General features: G+C 38.2%; 13 protein-coding genes. All 13 read right to left on the reverse strand.

The window, feature by feature from the left end; translation table 11 throughout:
* Nucleotides 1–8: 8 nt before the first annotated feature.
* A complete protein-coding gene (putP, locus tag FPQ13_RS00845; RefSeq protein ID WP_144087408.1) occupies nt 9–1,508 on the reverse strand; it encodes a sodium/proline symporter PutP in 1,500 nt (499 codons plus the stop codon).
* 193 nt (nt 1,509–1,701) lie between these two features.
* Complete coding sequence (locus tag FPQ13_RS00850; protein WP_144087409.1) at nt 1,702–3,048, reverse strand: aspartate kinase; 1,347 nt, start codon at nt 3,046–3,048, stop codon at nt 1,702–1,704.
* A 141-nt stretch (nt 3,049–3,189) separates the two neighbouring features.
* Nucleotides 3,190–3,969, reverse strand: a complete 780-nt coding sequence (gene spo0A / locus FPQ13_RS00855; protein WP_144087410.1) for a sporulation transcription factor Spo0A — start codon at nt 3,967–3,969, stop codon at nt 3,190–3,192.
* A 220-nt stretch (nt 3,970–4,189) separates the two neighbouring features.
* Nucleotides 4,190–5,263 (reverse strand): SpoIVB peptidase, encoded by a 1,074-nt coding sequence (gene spoIVB / locus FPQ13_RS00860; RefSeq protein WP_144087411.1) that lies wholly within the window; start codon nt 5,261–5,263, stop codon nt 4,190–4,192.
* 229 nt (nt 5,264–5,492) lie between these two features.
* Entirely contained in the window at nt 5,493–7,214 is a 1,722-nt protein-coding gene (recN, locus tag FPQ13_RS00865) for a DNA repair protein RecN (RefSeq protein ID WP_144087412.1), read from the reverse strand.
* A 13-nt stretch (nt 7,215–7,227) separates the two neighbouring features.
* Complete coding sequence (gene ahrC / locus FPQ13_RS00870; RefSeq protein WP_144087413.1) at nt 7,228–7,680, reverse strand: transcriptional regulator AhrC/ArgR; 453 nt, start codon at nt 7,678–7,680, stop codon at nt 7,228–7,230.
* A gap of 53 nt (nt 7,681–7,733) precedes the next feature.
* Nucleotides 7,734–8,540: a TlyA family RNA methyltransferase gene (locus tag FPQ13_RS00875; RefSeq protein WP_144087414.1), complete on the reverse strand. Its 807-nt coding sequence runs from the start codon at nt 8,538–8,540 to the stop codon at nt 7,734–7,736.
* A gap of 3 nt (nt 8,541–8,543) precedes the next feature.
* Nucleotides 8,544–10,436 carry a 1-deoxy-D-xylulose-5-phosphate synthase gene (dxs, locus tag FPQ13_RS00880; RefSeq protein WP_144087415.1) on the reverse strand — a complete coding sequence of 631 codons (1,893 nt, stop codon included), beginning with the start codon at nt 10,434–10,436 and terminating at the stop codon, nt 8,544–8,546.
* Between the two features lie 22 nt (nt 10,437–10,458).
* Nucleotides 10,459–11,058, reverse strand: coding sequence for a CNNM metal transporter family protein (locus tag FPQ13_RS00885; protein WP_144087416.1), 600 nt, complete (start codon nt 11,056–11,058; stop codon nt 10,459–10,461).
* Between the two features lie 699 nt (nt 11,059–11,757).
* Nucleotides 11,758–12,636 (reverse strand): polyprenyl synthetase family protein, encoded by an 879-nt coding sequence (locus tag FPQ13_RS00890; RefSeq protein ID WP_246065294.1) that lies wholly within the window; start codon nt 12,634–12,636, stop codon nt 11,758–11,760.
* Nucleotides 12,626–12,883 carry an exodeoxyribonuclease VII small subunit gene (gene xseB / locus FPQ13_RS00895; protein WP_144087417.1) on the reverse strand — a complete coding sequence of 86 codons (258 nt, stop codon included), beginning with the start codon at nt 12,881–12,883 and terminating at the stop codon, nt 12,626–12,628. The genes FPQ13_RS00890 and xseB overlap by 11 nt, the downstream gene beginning before the upstream one ends.
* Nucleotides 12,876–14,228, reverse strand: coding sequence for an exodeoxyribonuclease VII large subunit (xseA, locus tag FPQ13_RS00900; RefSeq protein WP_144087418.1), 1,353 nt, complete (start codon nt 14,226–14,228; stop codon nt 12,876–12,878). The genes xseB and xseA overlap by 8 nt, the downstream gene beginning before the upstream one ends.
* A 26-nt stretch (nt 14,229–14,254) precedes the next feature.
* Complete coding sequence (folD, locus tag FPQ13_RS00905) at nt 14,255–15,112, reverse strand: bifunctional methylenetetrahydrofolate dehydrogenase/methenyltetrahydrofolate cyclohydrolase FolD (RefSeq protein WP_144087419.1); 858 nt, start codon at nt 15,110–15,112, stop codon at nt 14,255–14,257.
* Nucleotides 15,113–15,117 lie beyond the last annotated feature (5 nt).

The following is a 15,117-nucleotide window of genomic DNA, read 5'->3' on the forward strand; positions in this document are numbered from 1 at the left end:
TATAGTTATTATAAGTTATTGACAACCTTATCATATTCTTCTGTAATCTCTTCTGAAGGACCTTTGCCAATTACACTAACTAATATAATAGTTAAACTACCGAACAGGAATCCTGGTACCATTTCGTATATTTCATAGCCTGTTAAGGACCACGTCATGACCGTTAAGCCTCCGACAATCATACCAGCAAGAACACCGTTCCGTGTCGTTTTTCTCCAGAATAGGGAGAATAAAATTGGTGGTCCAAAAGTAGCACCAAAGCCAGCCCAAGCATAAGAAACAAGGTCAAGTACTGAACTACTTTCATTCCATGCTAGGATAACTGCGATAACCGCAATGAGTAATACTGAAATCCGCCCGACCCACACCAGTTCTTTTTCTGACGCGGCTCTTCTGAAAAACCTGCGATAAAAATCTTCTGTTAATGCACTGGATGAGACCAGTAGCTGTGAGTCGACTGTACTCATGATCGCAGCCAATACAGCGGCTAATAAAAAGCCAGCAACCCATGGATTATAAGTCATTTGTACCAATACAATAAATACTTGTTCCGGGTCAGCCAGTGGCTCTGAAATTGATACAATTCCAATCATCCCAACTAGTAAAGAGGAATATAGCGGAATGACAACACCCATGATCATGGCAATAAGTCTGGATTTTCGGATTTCCTTGTGGCTTCGAATAGCCATAAAGCGGACTAAAATATGCGGTTGACCGAAGTAACCAAGTCCCCATGCTAACGCCGAAATAATACCCACTATACCGATTGCGCCTGCTGACTCCCATAATATGCCATTACCTTGGTCATATGCTGTTCCGGCAAATGCGTCCGTTAAGCTTTCACGGACACTACCCATACCCTCAAATAAAGCACCAAATCCTCCAATTTCATACACACCGACAATGGCTGTGATCGCTAAAGCGACGAACATTAAAAATGCTTGAATGAAGTCCGTAAAACTAACTGCTAAAAATCCTCCAAGGAATGTATAAGCTACAATAACGATTGCACCAATTAACAGTGCATTATGGTAATTAAAATCAAATGTTCCTTCGAATAACTTAGCTCCTGCAACAAGTCCTGAAGCTGTATAAAAAAGGAAAAAAGCTAAAATAAATAATGCCGAAATGAGACGCAACAAATTAGAACGATCTCGAAAACGGTTTTCAAAGAACTCAGGTAAAGTAATTGAATCTTTGGAGAACTGTGTATATACGCGTAATCTTTTAGCAACGAAACGCCAGTTAAACATCGCTCCGATTGCAAGACCGACGGCGAGCCACAAACTCCATTGTCCGAAACCTGCAGCGTATGCCGCACCTGGAAGTCCTAATAAAAGCCATCCGCTAAAATCACTTGCGGATGCAGAGAAAGCCGTCACCCAACTGCCAAGACGACGCCCTCCTAAAATATAATCGGACATCGTGTTTGTCATTCGGTACGTCGTAATACCGATCGCAAGAAGGACGACTAAATACAGAAGGAAAGTAATATACGTTGGATTCACTCAGAATCATCCTCCTTCGGTGCATCAGTATAATATGATATGACTGCCCATATTGCCAATAATGGCATAGGCACAAGAAACCAGAACCAAGTCCAGCTTGTTAAAGTAAGTATTACCATAGCCAAGTTTCCTCCCAATAATTTAGTTCTCTCTATTTTAAATTTATCAGATAATTAAGTCAACTTGATGTTGGCTACTCAAAAAATTCACGATAAAGAGATTGAACAGTTTGTTGAAGCTTTTCAGACTCTATTCCGAACATCATGGAAACTTCTGAAGAGCCCTGATTAATCATCTCAATATTCGTTGTCGCTTCAGCGATAGCCTTCGTCGCTTTCGCTGCAACATTAATCCGTTGGCTCATCCCTTCGCCGACCAACATAATCATTGCCAAGTTATGTTGAATAGAAATTGTATCAACATTTAATTCTGATTGGATTCGTTTTAATACTTTCTGTTCTTTTTCTTTCGTCAGTTGATGGGATCGGACAATAACTGACATATCGTCAATTCCAGATGGAGCATGCTCAAAAGATATGTTTTCATCGACTAAAATTTTTAAAAGTCGAAGTCCGAATCCTAACTCTCTGTTCATTAAATATTTCCGTACGTAAATACTCGAGAATCCCTCATCACTTGCAATTCCTACAACTGGCTTAGAGAAATCTTCTTTTTCAGCTTTAATCATTGTTCCTGGAAGATCAGGTTGATTCGTATTTTTAACAACGACTGGAATTTTCTTTTTAAAAGCTGGGATTAAAGCTTCATCATGAAAAACAGAAAATCCGGAATAAGATAATTCGCGCATTTCTTTATACGTAAGCATCGTAATTTCTTTCGGTTGAGGTACAAGCTTCGGATTGACACAGTAGACAGAGCTTACGTCCGTGAAATTTTCGTATAAATCAGCCTCAACGCCTGCAGCTATAATGGATCCCGTAATATCTGAACCACCACGTGGGAAAGTTCTCAATTGGCCGTTTTTTGTATAACCAAAGAACCCTGGAATGACAATAACACCACGTTCATTTCGGAGTTGATGTATTTGTTCATATGCTTCATCCAGAATGACCGCATTTCCATAATCGTCACTCACAATGATTCCAGCTTCTTTAGGGTTTCTATATGTAGATTGTATTCCCAATTCAGACAAATAATCACTTAGAATCCGAGCCAATGTGTCTTCGCCAAAGGATTTTAATTCATCCACCAGTTGTTCATCGCTCTTTTTCATAGAAAATAATTTTTCAATCTTATTTTTCAGGTCGTTTGGAATATCATTTGGTAATAATAATTCTTCTGTAATCATTCGAAAACGATTTACGACTTTGTTCAATGTGTCTTGGTAGTCGACACCGTCTTTGAATTGCTTTAGTAATTGGATAAATAAATCAGTTACTTTGTGATCGTCTTCAAATCGTTTCCCTGGCGCTGAAACAACAATAAATTTGCGGGTTTCATCCGCTTTAATAATATTGGCTACTTTTTTCAACATCTCTGCACTTGCTACTGAACTTCCACCGAATTTCGCAACTTTCATGTAGACACCTTCTTTTCCTCACCTGAATTAAAGATGTTCTATTTTAACATGAAAGCAACATTATTAACATATCAGGATTTTCCAAATAGGCGTTGAATGAAAAATAAAAAAAGCGACCGAAATGGCCGCTTTTTTGTTCAATTAACTCACTTTATGTTCTAAACGAAGTTTATCTGCAATCATTGCAATGAATTCGCTATTTGTCGGTTTCGCTTTGGAAACGCTTACTGTATATCCAAAAATCGATGATAATGAGTCAATATTTCCACGGTTCCACGCTACTTCAATCGCATGACGGATTGCACGTTCTACACGTGATGCCGTTGTATTGAATTTTTTTGCGATATCTGGATAAAGTACTTTTGTAATCGAACCGAGTAGCTCAATATCATGATAAACCATTGAAATTGCTTCTCTTAAATACATATAACCTTTAATATGTGCCGGAACGCCGACTTCATGAATAATTGAAGTAATATTGGAGTTTAAATCAATTTTCTTTGGTTGTGCTACGCCTTCATTGTATGATTTAACTCGTGTCATTGTTTGCCCACCAGCCGCTTGAACAATTTGATCTCTTAAATGTTCCATATCAAACGGTTTCATCATGTAGTATGTAGCTCCAAGATCAACAGCTTTTTTCGTAACCGACTCGTGTCCAAATGCGGTCAACATGATCACATTAGGCAATGTTTCAATTTCTAATTGATGCATATCTTCTAACACCGCTAAGCCATCGATATGTGGCATGATAATATCCAATACTAAAACATCTGGAATGGTCTCTTCCAACATGCTTAAACATTCTTTTCCATTATAAGCTGTTCCAACAACTTCCATTCCTTCTTCTGTTAAATACTTCTCTAACATATGCACTAAATCTTTGTTGTCATCTGCGATTGCTACATTAATCTTTTCCATAATTACCCTCCAAATTTGTAATTTCCATTTCCTTCTACAGTATAACTTCTATAAATAACCTAAATCCCCTCTTTTTTCTTTAAATTTTTTTAAATTATCTATAAAAAGCGAGTTTTTCTAATGAATGCTCAAGAATTCGTTTAGTTTCAACAAATTATGATGTATTTTGTCGAAAATATTATGTAAATTAACCAGTCGGGATGTACCGACTGGTTAATGGTTAACTTGCTAATGCTGTTTGTTTATCAGCTATTTGTAGACCTGCTTCATTTAACATCCACTCAACATGTACACCATATCCGCTTTTTGAATCATTTAGAAACACATGGGTAATTGCTCCTACCAATTTTCCATCCTGTATGATTGGGCTTCCGCTCATACCTTGCACAATTCCACCGGTTTTCTTAAGCAAACGTTCATCGGTAACTTTAATAATCATTCCTTTTGTTGCTGCTTTCTGAGAAGGCTTAGAACTAATTATTTCTACATCAAATGTTTCAACTTCATCGCCTTCAATTACCGTATAGATTTTTGCTTTACCTTTTTTGACTTCATCGGATGAAGCTACAGGAATTGGCTTTTTTTGTGAAAATAATTCGGATCCTTTTGTAATTTTACCAAAAATACCGAAATCGCTGTTCTTTTGTATTGTGCCTAAGCTTGAATCTTTCATGGAAAATCGCGCTTTTTTCTCACCGGGAACACCGTTTTCGCCTTTGTTTATAGATGTAACCTGCGATCGAACAATTTTACCATTATAAATATCCATCGGTTTTTTTGAATGTTGATCGGTTATCCTATGACCAAGTGCACCATATTTCTGAAATTTGGGGTCGTAAAAGGTCATCGTTCCAATACCTGCTGTTGCATCTTTGATGAATAAACCTAATTTTAGTTCATCATCGATCTCGTATGGTTTTAAATTAATTGGAAAGATGTTTTCTTTTCTCTTGACCATTAATTCAACTGTATCGGATTTCTCGGTCATCCGTTCTAATAAGGAAGTGAATTCGCTCATGTTTTCAATTTTTGCTTGATTTACTCGGATAATGATGTCACCAACTTGAAGACCTGATTGCTTTGCCGGAGAAATTTCGCCATCTGACGTTTTAATTTCACTAAATCCTGCAACGACTACGCCAGAGGTGTGTAATTGTACACCGACTGATTGGCCACCAGGTATGACATGAGTTACTGTTGGTTGGTTTTCCGCTAAAATAATGGTGCCAGATGCGAATGGAGTGATGAACGAAACAAGGAGGATCATAAAAAGGGTTACGCGGGAACGGATCATATATTCAACTCCTCATTTCATGGTGTTTTCATCTTCTGATGTTTCACCATTAATTTGAGCTAAATCGATGTTTTTTAAACGACTTAATACCATGCAATGAAGTTTAACTTTTCCTTTTATGAGTGAAATTATGACGTATAGATCGTATTTTTGATGTATTTATGCTAAATCGAGAAATGATTGGACAATAAAAAAGCTATCCGTTTATTGGATAGCTTTTGAATTATGATTATGCTTTTTTTAACTGAATCGATTGGTCAATCAATTCTTTGGCATGTTGTTTTGTTGATTCTGTCATTGTTTCCCCAGATATCATTCGACCAATCTCCTCAACTGCTTGATCGTCTGTCAATAAATTGACAGTTGTACGTGTCGAGTCATCACTTTTTTGATGTTTTTCAATACGATAATGGTGATCAGCCATTGCTGCCACTTGCGGTAAGTGGGAAATACAAAGGACTTGCGATCCCTTTGAAATGTCGACAATTTTTTGAGCTATCGCTTGTGCAACTCGCCCACTGACACCTGTATCGACTTCATCAAAAATGACACTTGTAATTCCTTGATGTTTAGAGAAAATTCGTTTTAGCGCAAGCATGATTCTCGAAATTTCTCCACCAGAAGCCACTTTGTGGAGTGGTTTTAATGGCTCTCCAGGATTTGTACTTATTTTGAATTGAATCTGATCGAAACCTTCTTTAGTCAGTCTGATCGATTTATCTTTCCAATTCACATCACCCGAAGGCTGGGAAAAATCAACTTCAAAAACTGCTTTTTCTAAGTATAAGTCTTTCAATTCCTGTTGAATTTCTTTTGTGAGGTCAACACTAATTTTTTTTCGAAGTGTATGCAGCTGTTCTGCTTCAATCAGTGCATCCTTCGTAAGTTCGTCAATTTGCTTTTCATAAGACTGAAGATGGACTTCCCGATGTTGAAGCTGTTCAAGCTCTTCTTCCATCATTGCCATATGAGACATGAGGCCTTCTAGATCTTTATTGTACTTTCTTTTCAGTCGGTTTAATTCAAATAATCTCGATTCAATTTCATTTAAGCGATCTGGATGAAATTCCATCTGATCCAATTCGTGACGAATATCAAAGCTTAATTCTTCTAAAGCGAAATAATGCGACTTCATTTGTTCTGAAATCTTTTGTAATTGATCATCTACATCTTCAATTTGTTCGAGTGCGTTCATTGCATTAGATAAGAAATCAAGTCCTCTGTTTTCACCATATAGAGAACCATAAGCTGTTTGAAGTCCATCAAAGATTCGTTCATAATTTGCTAATTGATTCCGTTCTTTTTCCAATTGCGTGTCCTCTTCAGGTTCCAATTGCGCCTCTTGTAGCTCAGTCAGTTGGAAAGTAAGCAAATCTAAACGTTCTGTCGTCTTATGTTCGCTTTCGGAAAGCTCTTTCATTCGTTCTTTAGCTTTTTTCAATTCATTAAATATCATTAAATAATCATTTTTAGAAGAAGCAATTTTCTTTGCATCAAATTGATCCATTAACTCAATATGCTGATCTGGATTCATTAATGATTGGGTCTCATGTTGACTATGTATATCGATCAGTTTGCTACCGACTTCTTTCAATATCGCTAAAGTCACTAATTTGTGATTAACACGACATATGCTTTTTCCTTTAGCTGTTATGTACCGTTCTAAAATAATATTTCCTTCTTCATCAATCGGTAAATTGAAATGCGAAAGAATATCATATACTTCATGTTTTTCATCATCTATAAAGAAAAGGCCTTCAATTCTTGCTTGGTCTTGGTTGTGACGCACGAAATCGACTGATGCACGTGCACCAGCCAACAGTTGAATTGCATCAATAATAATGGATTTACCGGCTCCAGTTTCTCCTGTAAGAACGGTTAATCCTTCTTTAAAATCTAACGTTATTTCATCAATAATTGCGAAATCTTTGATTGAAAGCTGACCAAGCATTGTGTCACCTCAATTAATAAATCATTTCCATAAACCGTTCATATACAGCCTCGCGACTTTCTTCCGAACGGCAAATGATTAAACAAGTATCGTCTCCACAAATCGTTCCCATCATATTTTCCCAATCCAATTGATCAATTAAAGCGCCAACAGATTGTGCATTCCCAGGCAATGTTTTTAAAACAATAAAACAGTTAGCGTGATCGATTGTCACTAGGTTATCCACTAACGACCGAGAAAGTTTTTCACGTGGATTTCCGGTTGGTTTAATCGGTAAACTGTATTTATAAGTTCCTTTTTCCGTTGGTACTTTGACGAGTTGTAATTCCTTAATATCACGTGAGATTGTTGCTTGTGTCACATTGTACCCTTGTTCATTAAACTGGCGAACGAGTTCATCTTGTGTCTCGATTTCATGCTTTGTAATAATTTCTCGCATTTTAATTAACCGTTGTGTCTTTTTCACTTGTCATTCCTCACTATTCCTAAAGGTTACGACATTTTAAAAAATAAAAGCACTTAAAAAGATTCATGAGCAGATGATATGACCTCATTAATTTTTTCGCTGACATGATCAATATTTCCTGTTGAAGACCACCTTGCGTGAATTAAATATTCAATATTTCCATCACCACCGGTAATTGGTGAGTAACTTAAATCAACGGCTTGAAAGCCTTCAGACACGATAAACTCAGTAAGCTCACGAATTACTTTTTCATGTGTTTTAGGATTGCGTACGATCCCCTTTTTTCCGACTTCTTCTTTTCCCGCTTCAAACTGTGGTTTAATTAATGCAATAATATCGGTATCGTCTTGAACAAGCTTTTTAATCGTTGGGAAAATCAATCGAAGCGAAATAAATGAAACATCGGTCACAACAAAATTCGGTCTGCCATATTTCAAATCTTCAGGTGTGACATAACGGAAGTTCATTCGCTCCATGACATGTACTCGTTCATCACTTCTCATTTTCCAAGCCAGCTGATTATAGCCTACATCAATTGCATAAACTTCTTTTGCACCGAAAGACAATGCACAATCCGTAAAGCCACCCGTTGATGAACCGATATCCATCACTAACTTATCTGTGATATCTACGTCAAATTCCTTTAACGCTTTTTCTAACTTCAAACCCCCTCTACTTACATAAGGAACAGCTTTTCCTTTTACAGTAAGCTTGGTGTTAGGGTCAATCTTCACACCTGGCTTGTCCAATATCTCACTTTCAGAATGAACAAGGCCAGCCATAATAGATCGTTTCGCTTTTTCTCTCGTTTCAAAGTAGCCCTTTTCGACTAAAAGGACGTCTAATCGAACTTTTTTCATTCGTTAAGCTCTTTTCTTTTGTAGTGGTACAATTTTTTTAATCTTCTTCTTAATATCGTCTACGGTTAAGCCAGTTTCTTCGAGTAGTTCGCCGACACTTCCATGTTCAACAAAATAATCCGGAAGGCCCATACGATAAACAAATGGATATAAATAGTCTTGTTGCTCAATAAATTCCAAAACAGCACTTCCAAATCCACCTTGCAACGCATGTTCTTCGATCGTTAAAATCGGGATATTTTCTTTGACGACTTGATGAATCATTTTCTCATCCAACGGTTTAATGAATCTTGCGTTGACTACCCGGACAGATAACCCTTCTTCACTCAATTGTTCCGCAGCTTCCATTGCCAAGTCGAGCATAGTTCCAAAAGCGAATATGACACTATCTTGTCCTTTTTTAAGAACTTCCCAAGAACCAATTGGAACTTGTTCAAACGGTACATCCTTAGGAGCTTCTTTTGCATTACCACGAGGGTAACGAATCGCCATCGGACCATCCTTTTGACTTAGTGCTGTATAAACCATGTTCTGAGCCTCTGTCGCATCTTTCGGCATCATGATTCTCATGTTTGGCAAATGTCTTAAGAAGGAAATATCGAACACACCTTGGTGTGTTTCTCCGTCTGCTCCAACAAGTCCAGCACGGTCAATACCGAACGTTACAGGTAAATTTTGTCTAGCTATATCATGAACGACTTGATCAAATCCACGTTGTAAAAACGTTGAATAAATCGACAAGAAAGGTTTCATTCCAACAGCTGCCAATCCACCAGAAACAGTTGTCGCATGTTGTTCAGCAATTCCGACATCGAATAAGCGGTCAGGAAACTCTTTTTTGAAATCCTCTAATTTTGAGCCGACCGTCATCGCTGGCGTAATAGCAACCACTTCTTCATCGTCTTTTGCGATTTTCATTAAAGAGTCACTGATTACTTTACTCCATGCAGGGCCTGATCCGCTTTTTTTCAACGTTTCACCAGAATCAATTTTATAAGGGCCAACGCCGTGCCACGTACCAATTTTATCGGATTCAGCTGGGCGATAACCTTTTCCTTTTTTCGTAATGACGTGAAGAATGATTGGTCCTTCCGTATTTTTCGCATAACGAATTGAACGGAATAAATCTTCATAGCTATGACCATCAATTGGACCATAGTACGTAAATCCAAGTTCTTCAAAGAACATTCCAGGTACGAATAAATATTTCATACTATCTTTCAATCGCTCGGCTGTTGATGCTAGTCGACCGCCGATCGCCGGAACCTTCTTCAATAAGTATTCCATTTCGTCTTTTACATAATTGTATCTTTGACCACTTCGAAGTCGGCCCAACACATTGTGCAAGGCGCCAACGTTTGGTGCGATGGACATTTCATTATCGTTTAAAATGACGATCATGTTCTTCTGTTCATGACCGATATGGTTTAATGCTTCAAGTGCCATTCCACCGGTTAATGCACCATCACCGATAATTGGTACGACAGCGTGGTCTTCACCACGGATATCCCTCGCAATCGCCATTCCCATTGCTGCAGACAAGGAAGTGGAGCTGTGTCCAGTTTCCCAAACGTCATGTTCACTTTCCGAACGTTTCGGAAAACCACATAAGCCTCTATATTGTCTTAACGTATTGAAGCCCTCCATACGTCCTGTCAGCATTTTATGCACGTACGCCTGGTGTCCGACATCCCAAATAAACTTATCTTTTGGACTGTCGAAAGCATGATGCAAAGCAATCGTCAATTCAACTACACCTAAATTTGGGCCAAGATGGCCACCAGTCTTCGAAAGTTCCTGAATAAGGAATTGACGAACTTCTTCACTCAGTTTTTTTAAATCATCGATCGAGCATTGCTTGATATCGGATGGAGTCTTAATATCTTTAAGATCCATATGCGGATCCCTCACCTTATAATTATATTTCTTTTCGCTTCTTTTTCTTCAAATCGGGTAAAATTTTAATATGCAACTTTTTATCGAAAAAAGCAAACATTTTCCCCACAACCAAAATGATATTTGTTGATCGGTGAATGGCATATGTTTTGGCAATTGCCTTACCACCGACCGTCAATGCGGCGACAAAACTTGTTAATATGATATTCAATATGAATTGTAGGTTCGTTACATCAGACTGTAACACCACAGCCAATTGAATGACGACCAAAGTGGACGCTGCACCACTAATGATTCCCGAAATATCTCCGATTACATCATTACAAAACGTAGCAAATCTGTCTGCATTTCTGACGATGACAATCGCTTCTCGTGCACCATTCACTTTTTCAGAAGCCATTGAGTGAAACGGTTTTTCATTAGCAGCAGCTGCAGCTACTCCCATCATATCAAAGAATACACCAATCAATACAATAAATAAAACAATAAGTAAGCCTAGATACCAGCTTGTACCTTCTAATGAAGCGTTTGATATAACTGAAAAAATGGCCGCTAACACAGCTGTGATAACGGCAATTCCAATACTAAATTTAATTGATCGTTTCAACAAACTTTTTTTCATAAATAACCTCATCTTAGCTCATACTAACAAAATAATAACTATGTATAGAGGGAATGGACACTTAAATGGTAAAAATTGTGGCTTAGGTCCAGTAGGTTTTCCCAAGCTGCTACCATGTGTTGCCACATTGGCGGTTTCCCTTTAAAGCAACCTTAGCCGCGTCACCGCCAGCTAGACTGGATTACCACTTAGTCCACACCATAATCCCATTTAAGTGCATGTTACGACAGTCTAGGAGATTTCCTCAACAACCTTTGACCATTTCCTAGCCTCTTTTGCAGTACTTATTTCATGCAATTGTGCTCACACACTGGTAACGACGGCCGATCGTTGTAGTATGTTAAATTGCAATCCCCTAACTACCACTCAAGGCAGGCTACGCTGCCGATAGAGTTTCCCCTATCCAGCAGGTTCATACCCCACTTCATATCTCGGTAAGCGCAATCACCGAAACACAAGAGTGGGCCTCCGCGGAAGCAGGGTCTACGCCCACATGCCTTTGTGGATCGCCCTACGACCTTAACTCCCAGCATTGACCCCAGGCTGGGCGCCTCAAGCCAACACAAGGAACTTCATCGATGTGCCCTTTGGCGGATTTTTAGGCCCGCCTTCAGAAATGGAGGGTCGACTAGAATACTGTTCCACTCCCTATTTAATTATATTTTATCACAGAACGAACGTTCATACAATTTATTGAACCTAATTTGATCGGTTGCCAAACACATTAATAAGCTCTAAAAGACGCGGTTGATTAACATTAGAGGATAAATAGGCTTCCTTGGCCTTATCCATATATTGGTTTTTCTGATCTTTGGCACCTTGTAAACCGAGTAACTTTGGATAGGTACTTTTATTCCTAGCTAGATCACTTCCGGTTAGTTTCCCTAACTCATTTGAATCCCCTTCAACGTCCAATAAATCATCTTGAACTTGAAACGTTAACCCTAAATAGTAACCGAAAGTTTGTAATGATTCAATTTGTGGTGGAGTAGCTCCTCCTAAATAGGCACCGATCTTTATTGCCGCTTGTATAAGCGCACCTGTTTTCTTGATATGGATAGTTGATAATTCATGTTCTTCAATCTCTTCGTTTTCTGCTTTTAAGTCTAAGTATTGGCCACCGACCATGCCATTAACACCGCTCGCTTGACTTAATTGTTGGATGACATACACTTTTTCCTCTGCTTCAAGGAATGGTGAGGAAGAAATTAATTGAAAAGCATACGTTAATAATCCATCACCAACTAATATCGCCGTAGCTTCATCGAACTGACGATGCAACGTCGGTTGACCTCGGCGTAAATCATCATCGTCCATAGCCGGTAAATCGTCGTGAATTAACGAATACGTATGGATAAGTTCCAAAGCAACTGCTGGGTGCGTTGCTTTTTTAAGCTCTGTTGAGAATCCTTCATATGTCGACATCAATAATATAGGGCGAAGTCGCTTCCCTCCAGCTTTTATTGCATATTCAATGGCTTCTTTTAAAAGGCTCGGTGCTTCGAGTTCTTCAACCAACTCAATTAGCTTCTTATCAATCAATTTTTGTTTATTTATAATAAAACGATTAATTGTCACCAGGTTCTTCCTCCATTGTGAAGTCTTCAGTAGCACCGTTTTCTTTCATAATCTGAGTCATCTCTTTTTCGACAGACGTCAATTTATGATTACATATTTTTGAAAGCTCCATACCTTTTTTATACAACTCGATTGCTTTCTCCAAAGGGACGTCACCCTCTTCTAGTGCACGTACAATTTCTTCTAATTGCTCCATTGCCTGTTCAAAGTTCAGTTCTTCATTGGCCGTCTTGCTCTCTTCAGTCATTTAAATCATCCCCTTCGATTAATTGTTCCACTTTACAATCCATCATTCCATCCGATAAAGATACACGGACTTGATCGCCGACGCTAACTTTGTCAGTCGATTTTATAAGTTTTCCAGAAGGTTCGTATACGATTCCGTATCCTCTTTTCATCGTTTCAAGTGGACTTAAAATCGTTAATTTTTCCAGTTGATTATAAAAACTCGTCGCTTTATGATCAAAAAGATTTGAAGCAGATTTCACGATCGATTGTGATAAATAATGCAACTCACTTTTTTTCTCTGCTACAAGATGACGAGGTGAATAGCTAATCATTTGCTCTTTACGACGTTCAAATCGTTGCTCTTTTCGATCAAAGAGGATACGCATATTTCGATCCAAACTAGCGACAAGTCGATCAAAATCTTGTTCTTTCTGTTGCGTTAGTTGAACTGGATATTTGAAGGCGTACGTATTTTCCAATGCTTTTAGCTGTTCTCTTTTTCGTCTAATCTCTGCGTTCAAGTGATAATTTAAACGATTTTCAAGGTGGTTTAATTGATTATGTAATTCAAGCATAGATGGAACAGCTAGTTCTGCTGCGGCTGTCGGAGTAGGTGCTCGCAGGTCTGCAACAAAATCGCTTATTGTAAAATCTGTCTCATGACCTACTGCCGAAATGATTGGTATTGACGACTTCGCAATGGCACGAGCAACCTGTTCTTCGTTGAAAGCCCATAGTTCCTCAATGGAGCCTCCACCTCTACCAATGATCAACACGTCGAATGACTCACCATTCGCTTTTTCAATTGCTTTCACAATCGATGGAGCAGCATCTCGACCTTGCACGTTGACAGGAAGTAATGTTCGTTTAATAAATGGAAAACGTCGTTCAATCGTTGTTAAAATATCTCGAATAGCGGCCCCAGTCGGTGAAGTAATGATACCAATATGATTCGGAAATGATGGTATTTGTTTTTTTCGTTCATCCTGAAACAAACCTTCTTGTGTAAGCTTTTTCTTTAATTCTTCATAAGCTAAATAAAGGGAGCCGATTCCATCAGGTTCCATCGCCTGTACATAAAGCTGGTACTGTCCTTGTGGTTCGTATAAATTTACTTCTCCTTTAACGAGAACTTTCATTCCATTTTCAGGTCGAAATTTCAAAAATTTATTTTGAAACGAGAACATTACCGCAGAAATCCTTGAATTTTGATCTTTTAACGTAAAATACATATGACCCCGTGAATGATGGTTGAAATTTGAGATTTCTGCTTGTAACCATACACTTCGTAAATGTTTGTCTGTTTCAAGCTTTCTCTTCAGATATTTTGTTAAGGCAGTAACTGTTAGATACCGTTTATCCATTTTTCTCCACCTTTTGACGCAAAAATTTACTGATCTTCAGTGATTCGTGCTTTTGCAGAAAGTACTGTATTGTACAAAAGCATTGTGATCGTCATTGGTCCTACACCCTTTGGAACAGGTGTTATAAAACTTGCCTTTTCTTTTACTTCATCAAAAGCAACATCTCCGACAACTTTTCCTGACTCAAGATAAGTATTTCCTACATCAACAATGACTGCTCCTTCTTTAATCATATTTGCAGTAATGGTGTTTGCCTGACCAACAGCAATAATCAATAGGTCTGCTTGCTTCGTTATTTCTTTTAAGTTTTTTGTTTTGGAATGGCAATAAGTAACTGTCGCATCGTTGTTTAATAAAATTTGCCCAATTGGCTTACCGACTATATTGCTTCGTCCGACTATGACTGCATGTTTACCGGTAACTTCTACTTCATAATAACCAAGCATTTTTTCAATACCTAATGGTGTGCAAGGAATAAACCCTGGTTGATTATTTGATAATCGGCCGACATTGATTGGATGGAATCCATCAACATCCTTCTCAGGTTTAATCGTTTCTAAAATTTTACGTTCGTCAATTTGTGGTGGAAGTGGAAGCTGAACAAGAATTCCGTGTATGTTTTCATCTTCATTGAATTCATTGATTTTATCTAAAAGTGTTTCTTCATTTATATCATCCGGAAATTCTACTACCTTTGAATAAATCCCGATCTTTTCAGCTGCGTTTCGTTTGATTCGCACATAAGTTTTAGATGCATAATCATCACCAACAATAATGACTGCCAAACCTGGTTGAATATTCTTTTGAGATAAAACTTTTACTTCTTCTTTTAAGTCGGAACGCATTTTATTGGCTAATTCTGTTCCGTACATAACTGTTGTCATCGTGC

It is taken from the genome of Allobacillus salarius (genome assembly GCF_007559425.1).
GTDB lineage: Bacteria > Bacillota > Bacilli > Bacillales > Alkalibacillaceae > Allobacillus > Allobacillus salarius.

What these genes read in the sequence shown, in the direction of transcription:
- spo0A (WP_144087410.1), bottom strand. Translation starts at nt 3,969, where the DNA reads ATGGAAAAGATTAATGTAGCAATCGCAGATGACAACAAAGATTTAGTG.
- spoIVB (WP_144087411.1), bottom strand. Translation starts at nt 5,263, where the DNA reads ATGATCCGTTCCCGCGTAACCCTTTTTATGATCCTCCTTGTTTCGTTC.
- folD (WP_144087419.1), bottom strand. Translation starts at nt 15,112, where the DNA reads ATGACAACAGTTATGTACGGAACAGAATTAGCCAATAAAATGCGTTCC.
- xseA (WP_144087418.1), bottom strand. Translation starts at nt 14,228, where the DNA reads ATGGATAAACGGTATCTAACAGTTACTGCCTTAACAAAATATCTGAAG.
- recN (WP_144087412.1), bottom strand. Translation starts at nt 7,214, where the DNA reads ATGCTTGGTCAGCTTTCAATCAAAGATTTCGCAATTATTGATGAAATA.
- FPQ13_RS00875 (WP_144087414.1), bottom strand. Translation starts at nt 8,540, where the DNA reads ATGAAAAAAGTTCGATTAGACGTCCTTTTAGTCGAAAAGGGCTACTTT.
- xseB (WP_144087417.1), bottom strand. Translation starts at nt 12,883, where the DNA reads ATGACTGAAGAGAGCAAGACGGCCAATGAAGAACTGAACTTTGAACAG.
- dxs (WP_144087415.1), bottom strand. Translation starts at nt 10,436, where the DNA reads ATGGATCTTAAAGATATTAAGACTCCATCCGATATCAAGCAATGCTCG.
- FPQ13_RS00850 (WP_144087409.1), bottom strand. Translation starts at nt 3,048, where the DNA reads ATGAAAGTTGCGAAATTCGGTGGAAGTTCAGTAGCAAGTGCAGAGATG.
- FPQ13_RS00885 (WP_144087416.1), bottom strand. Translation starts at nt 11,058, where the DNA reads ATGAAAAAAAGTTTGTTGAAACGATCAATTAAATTTAGTATTGGAATT.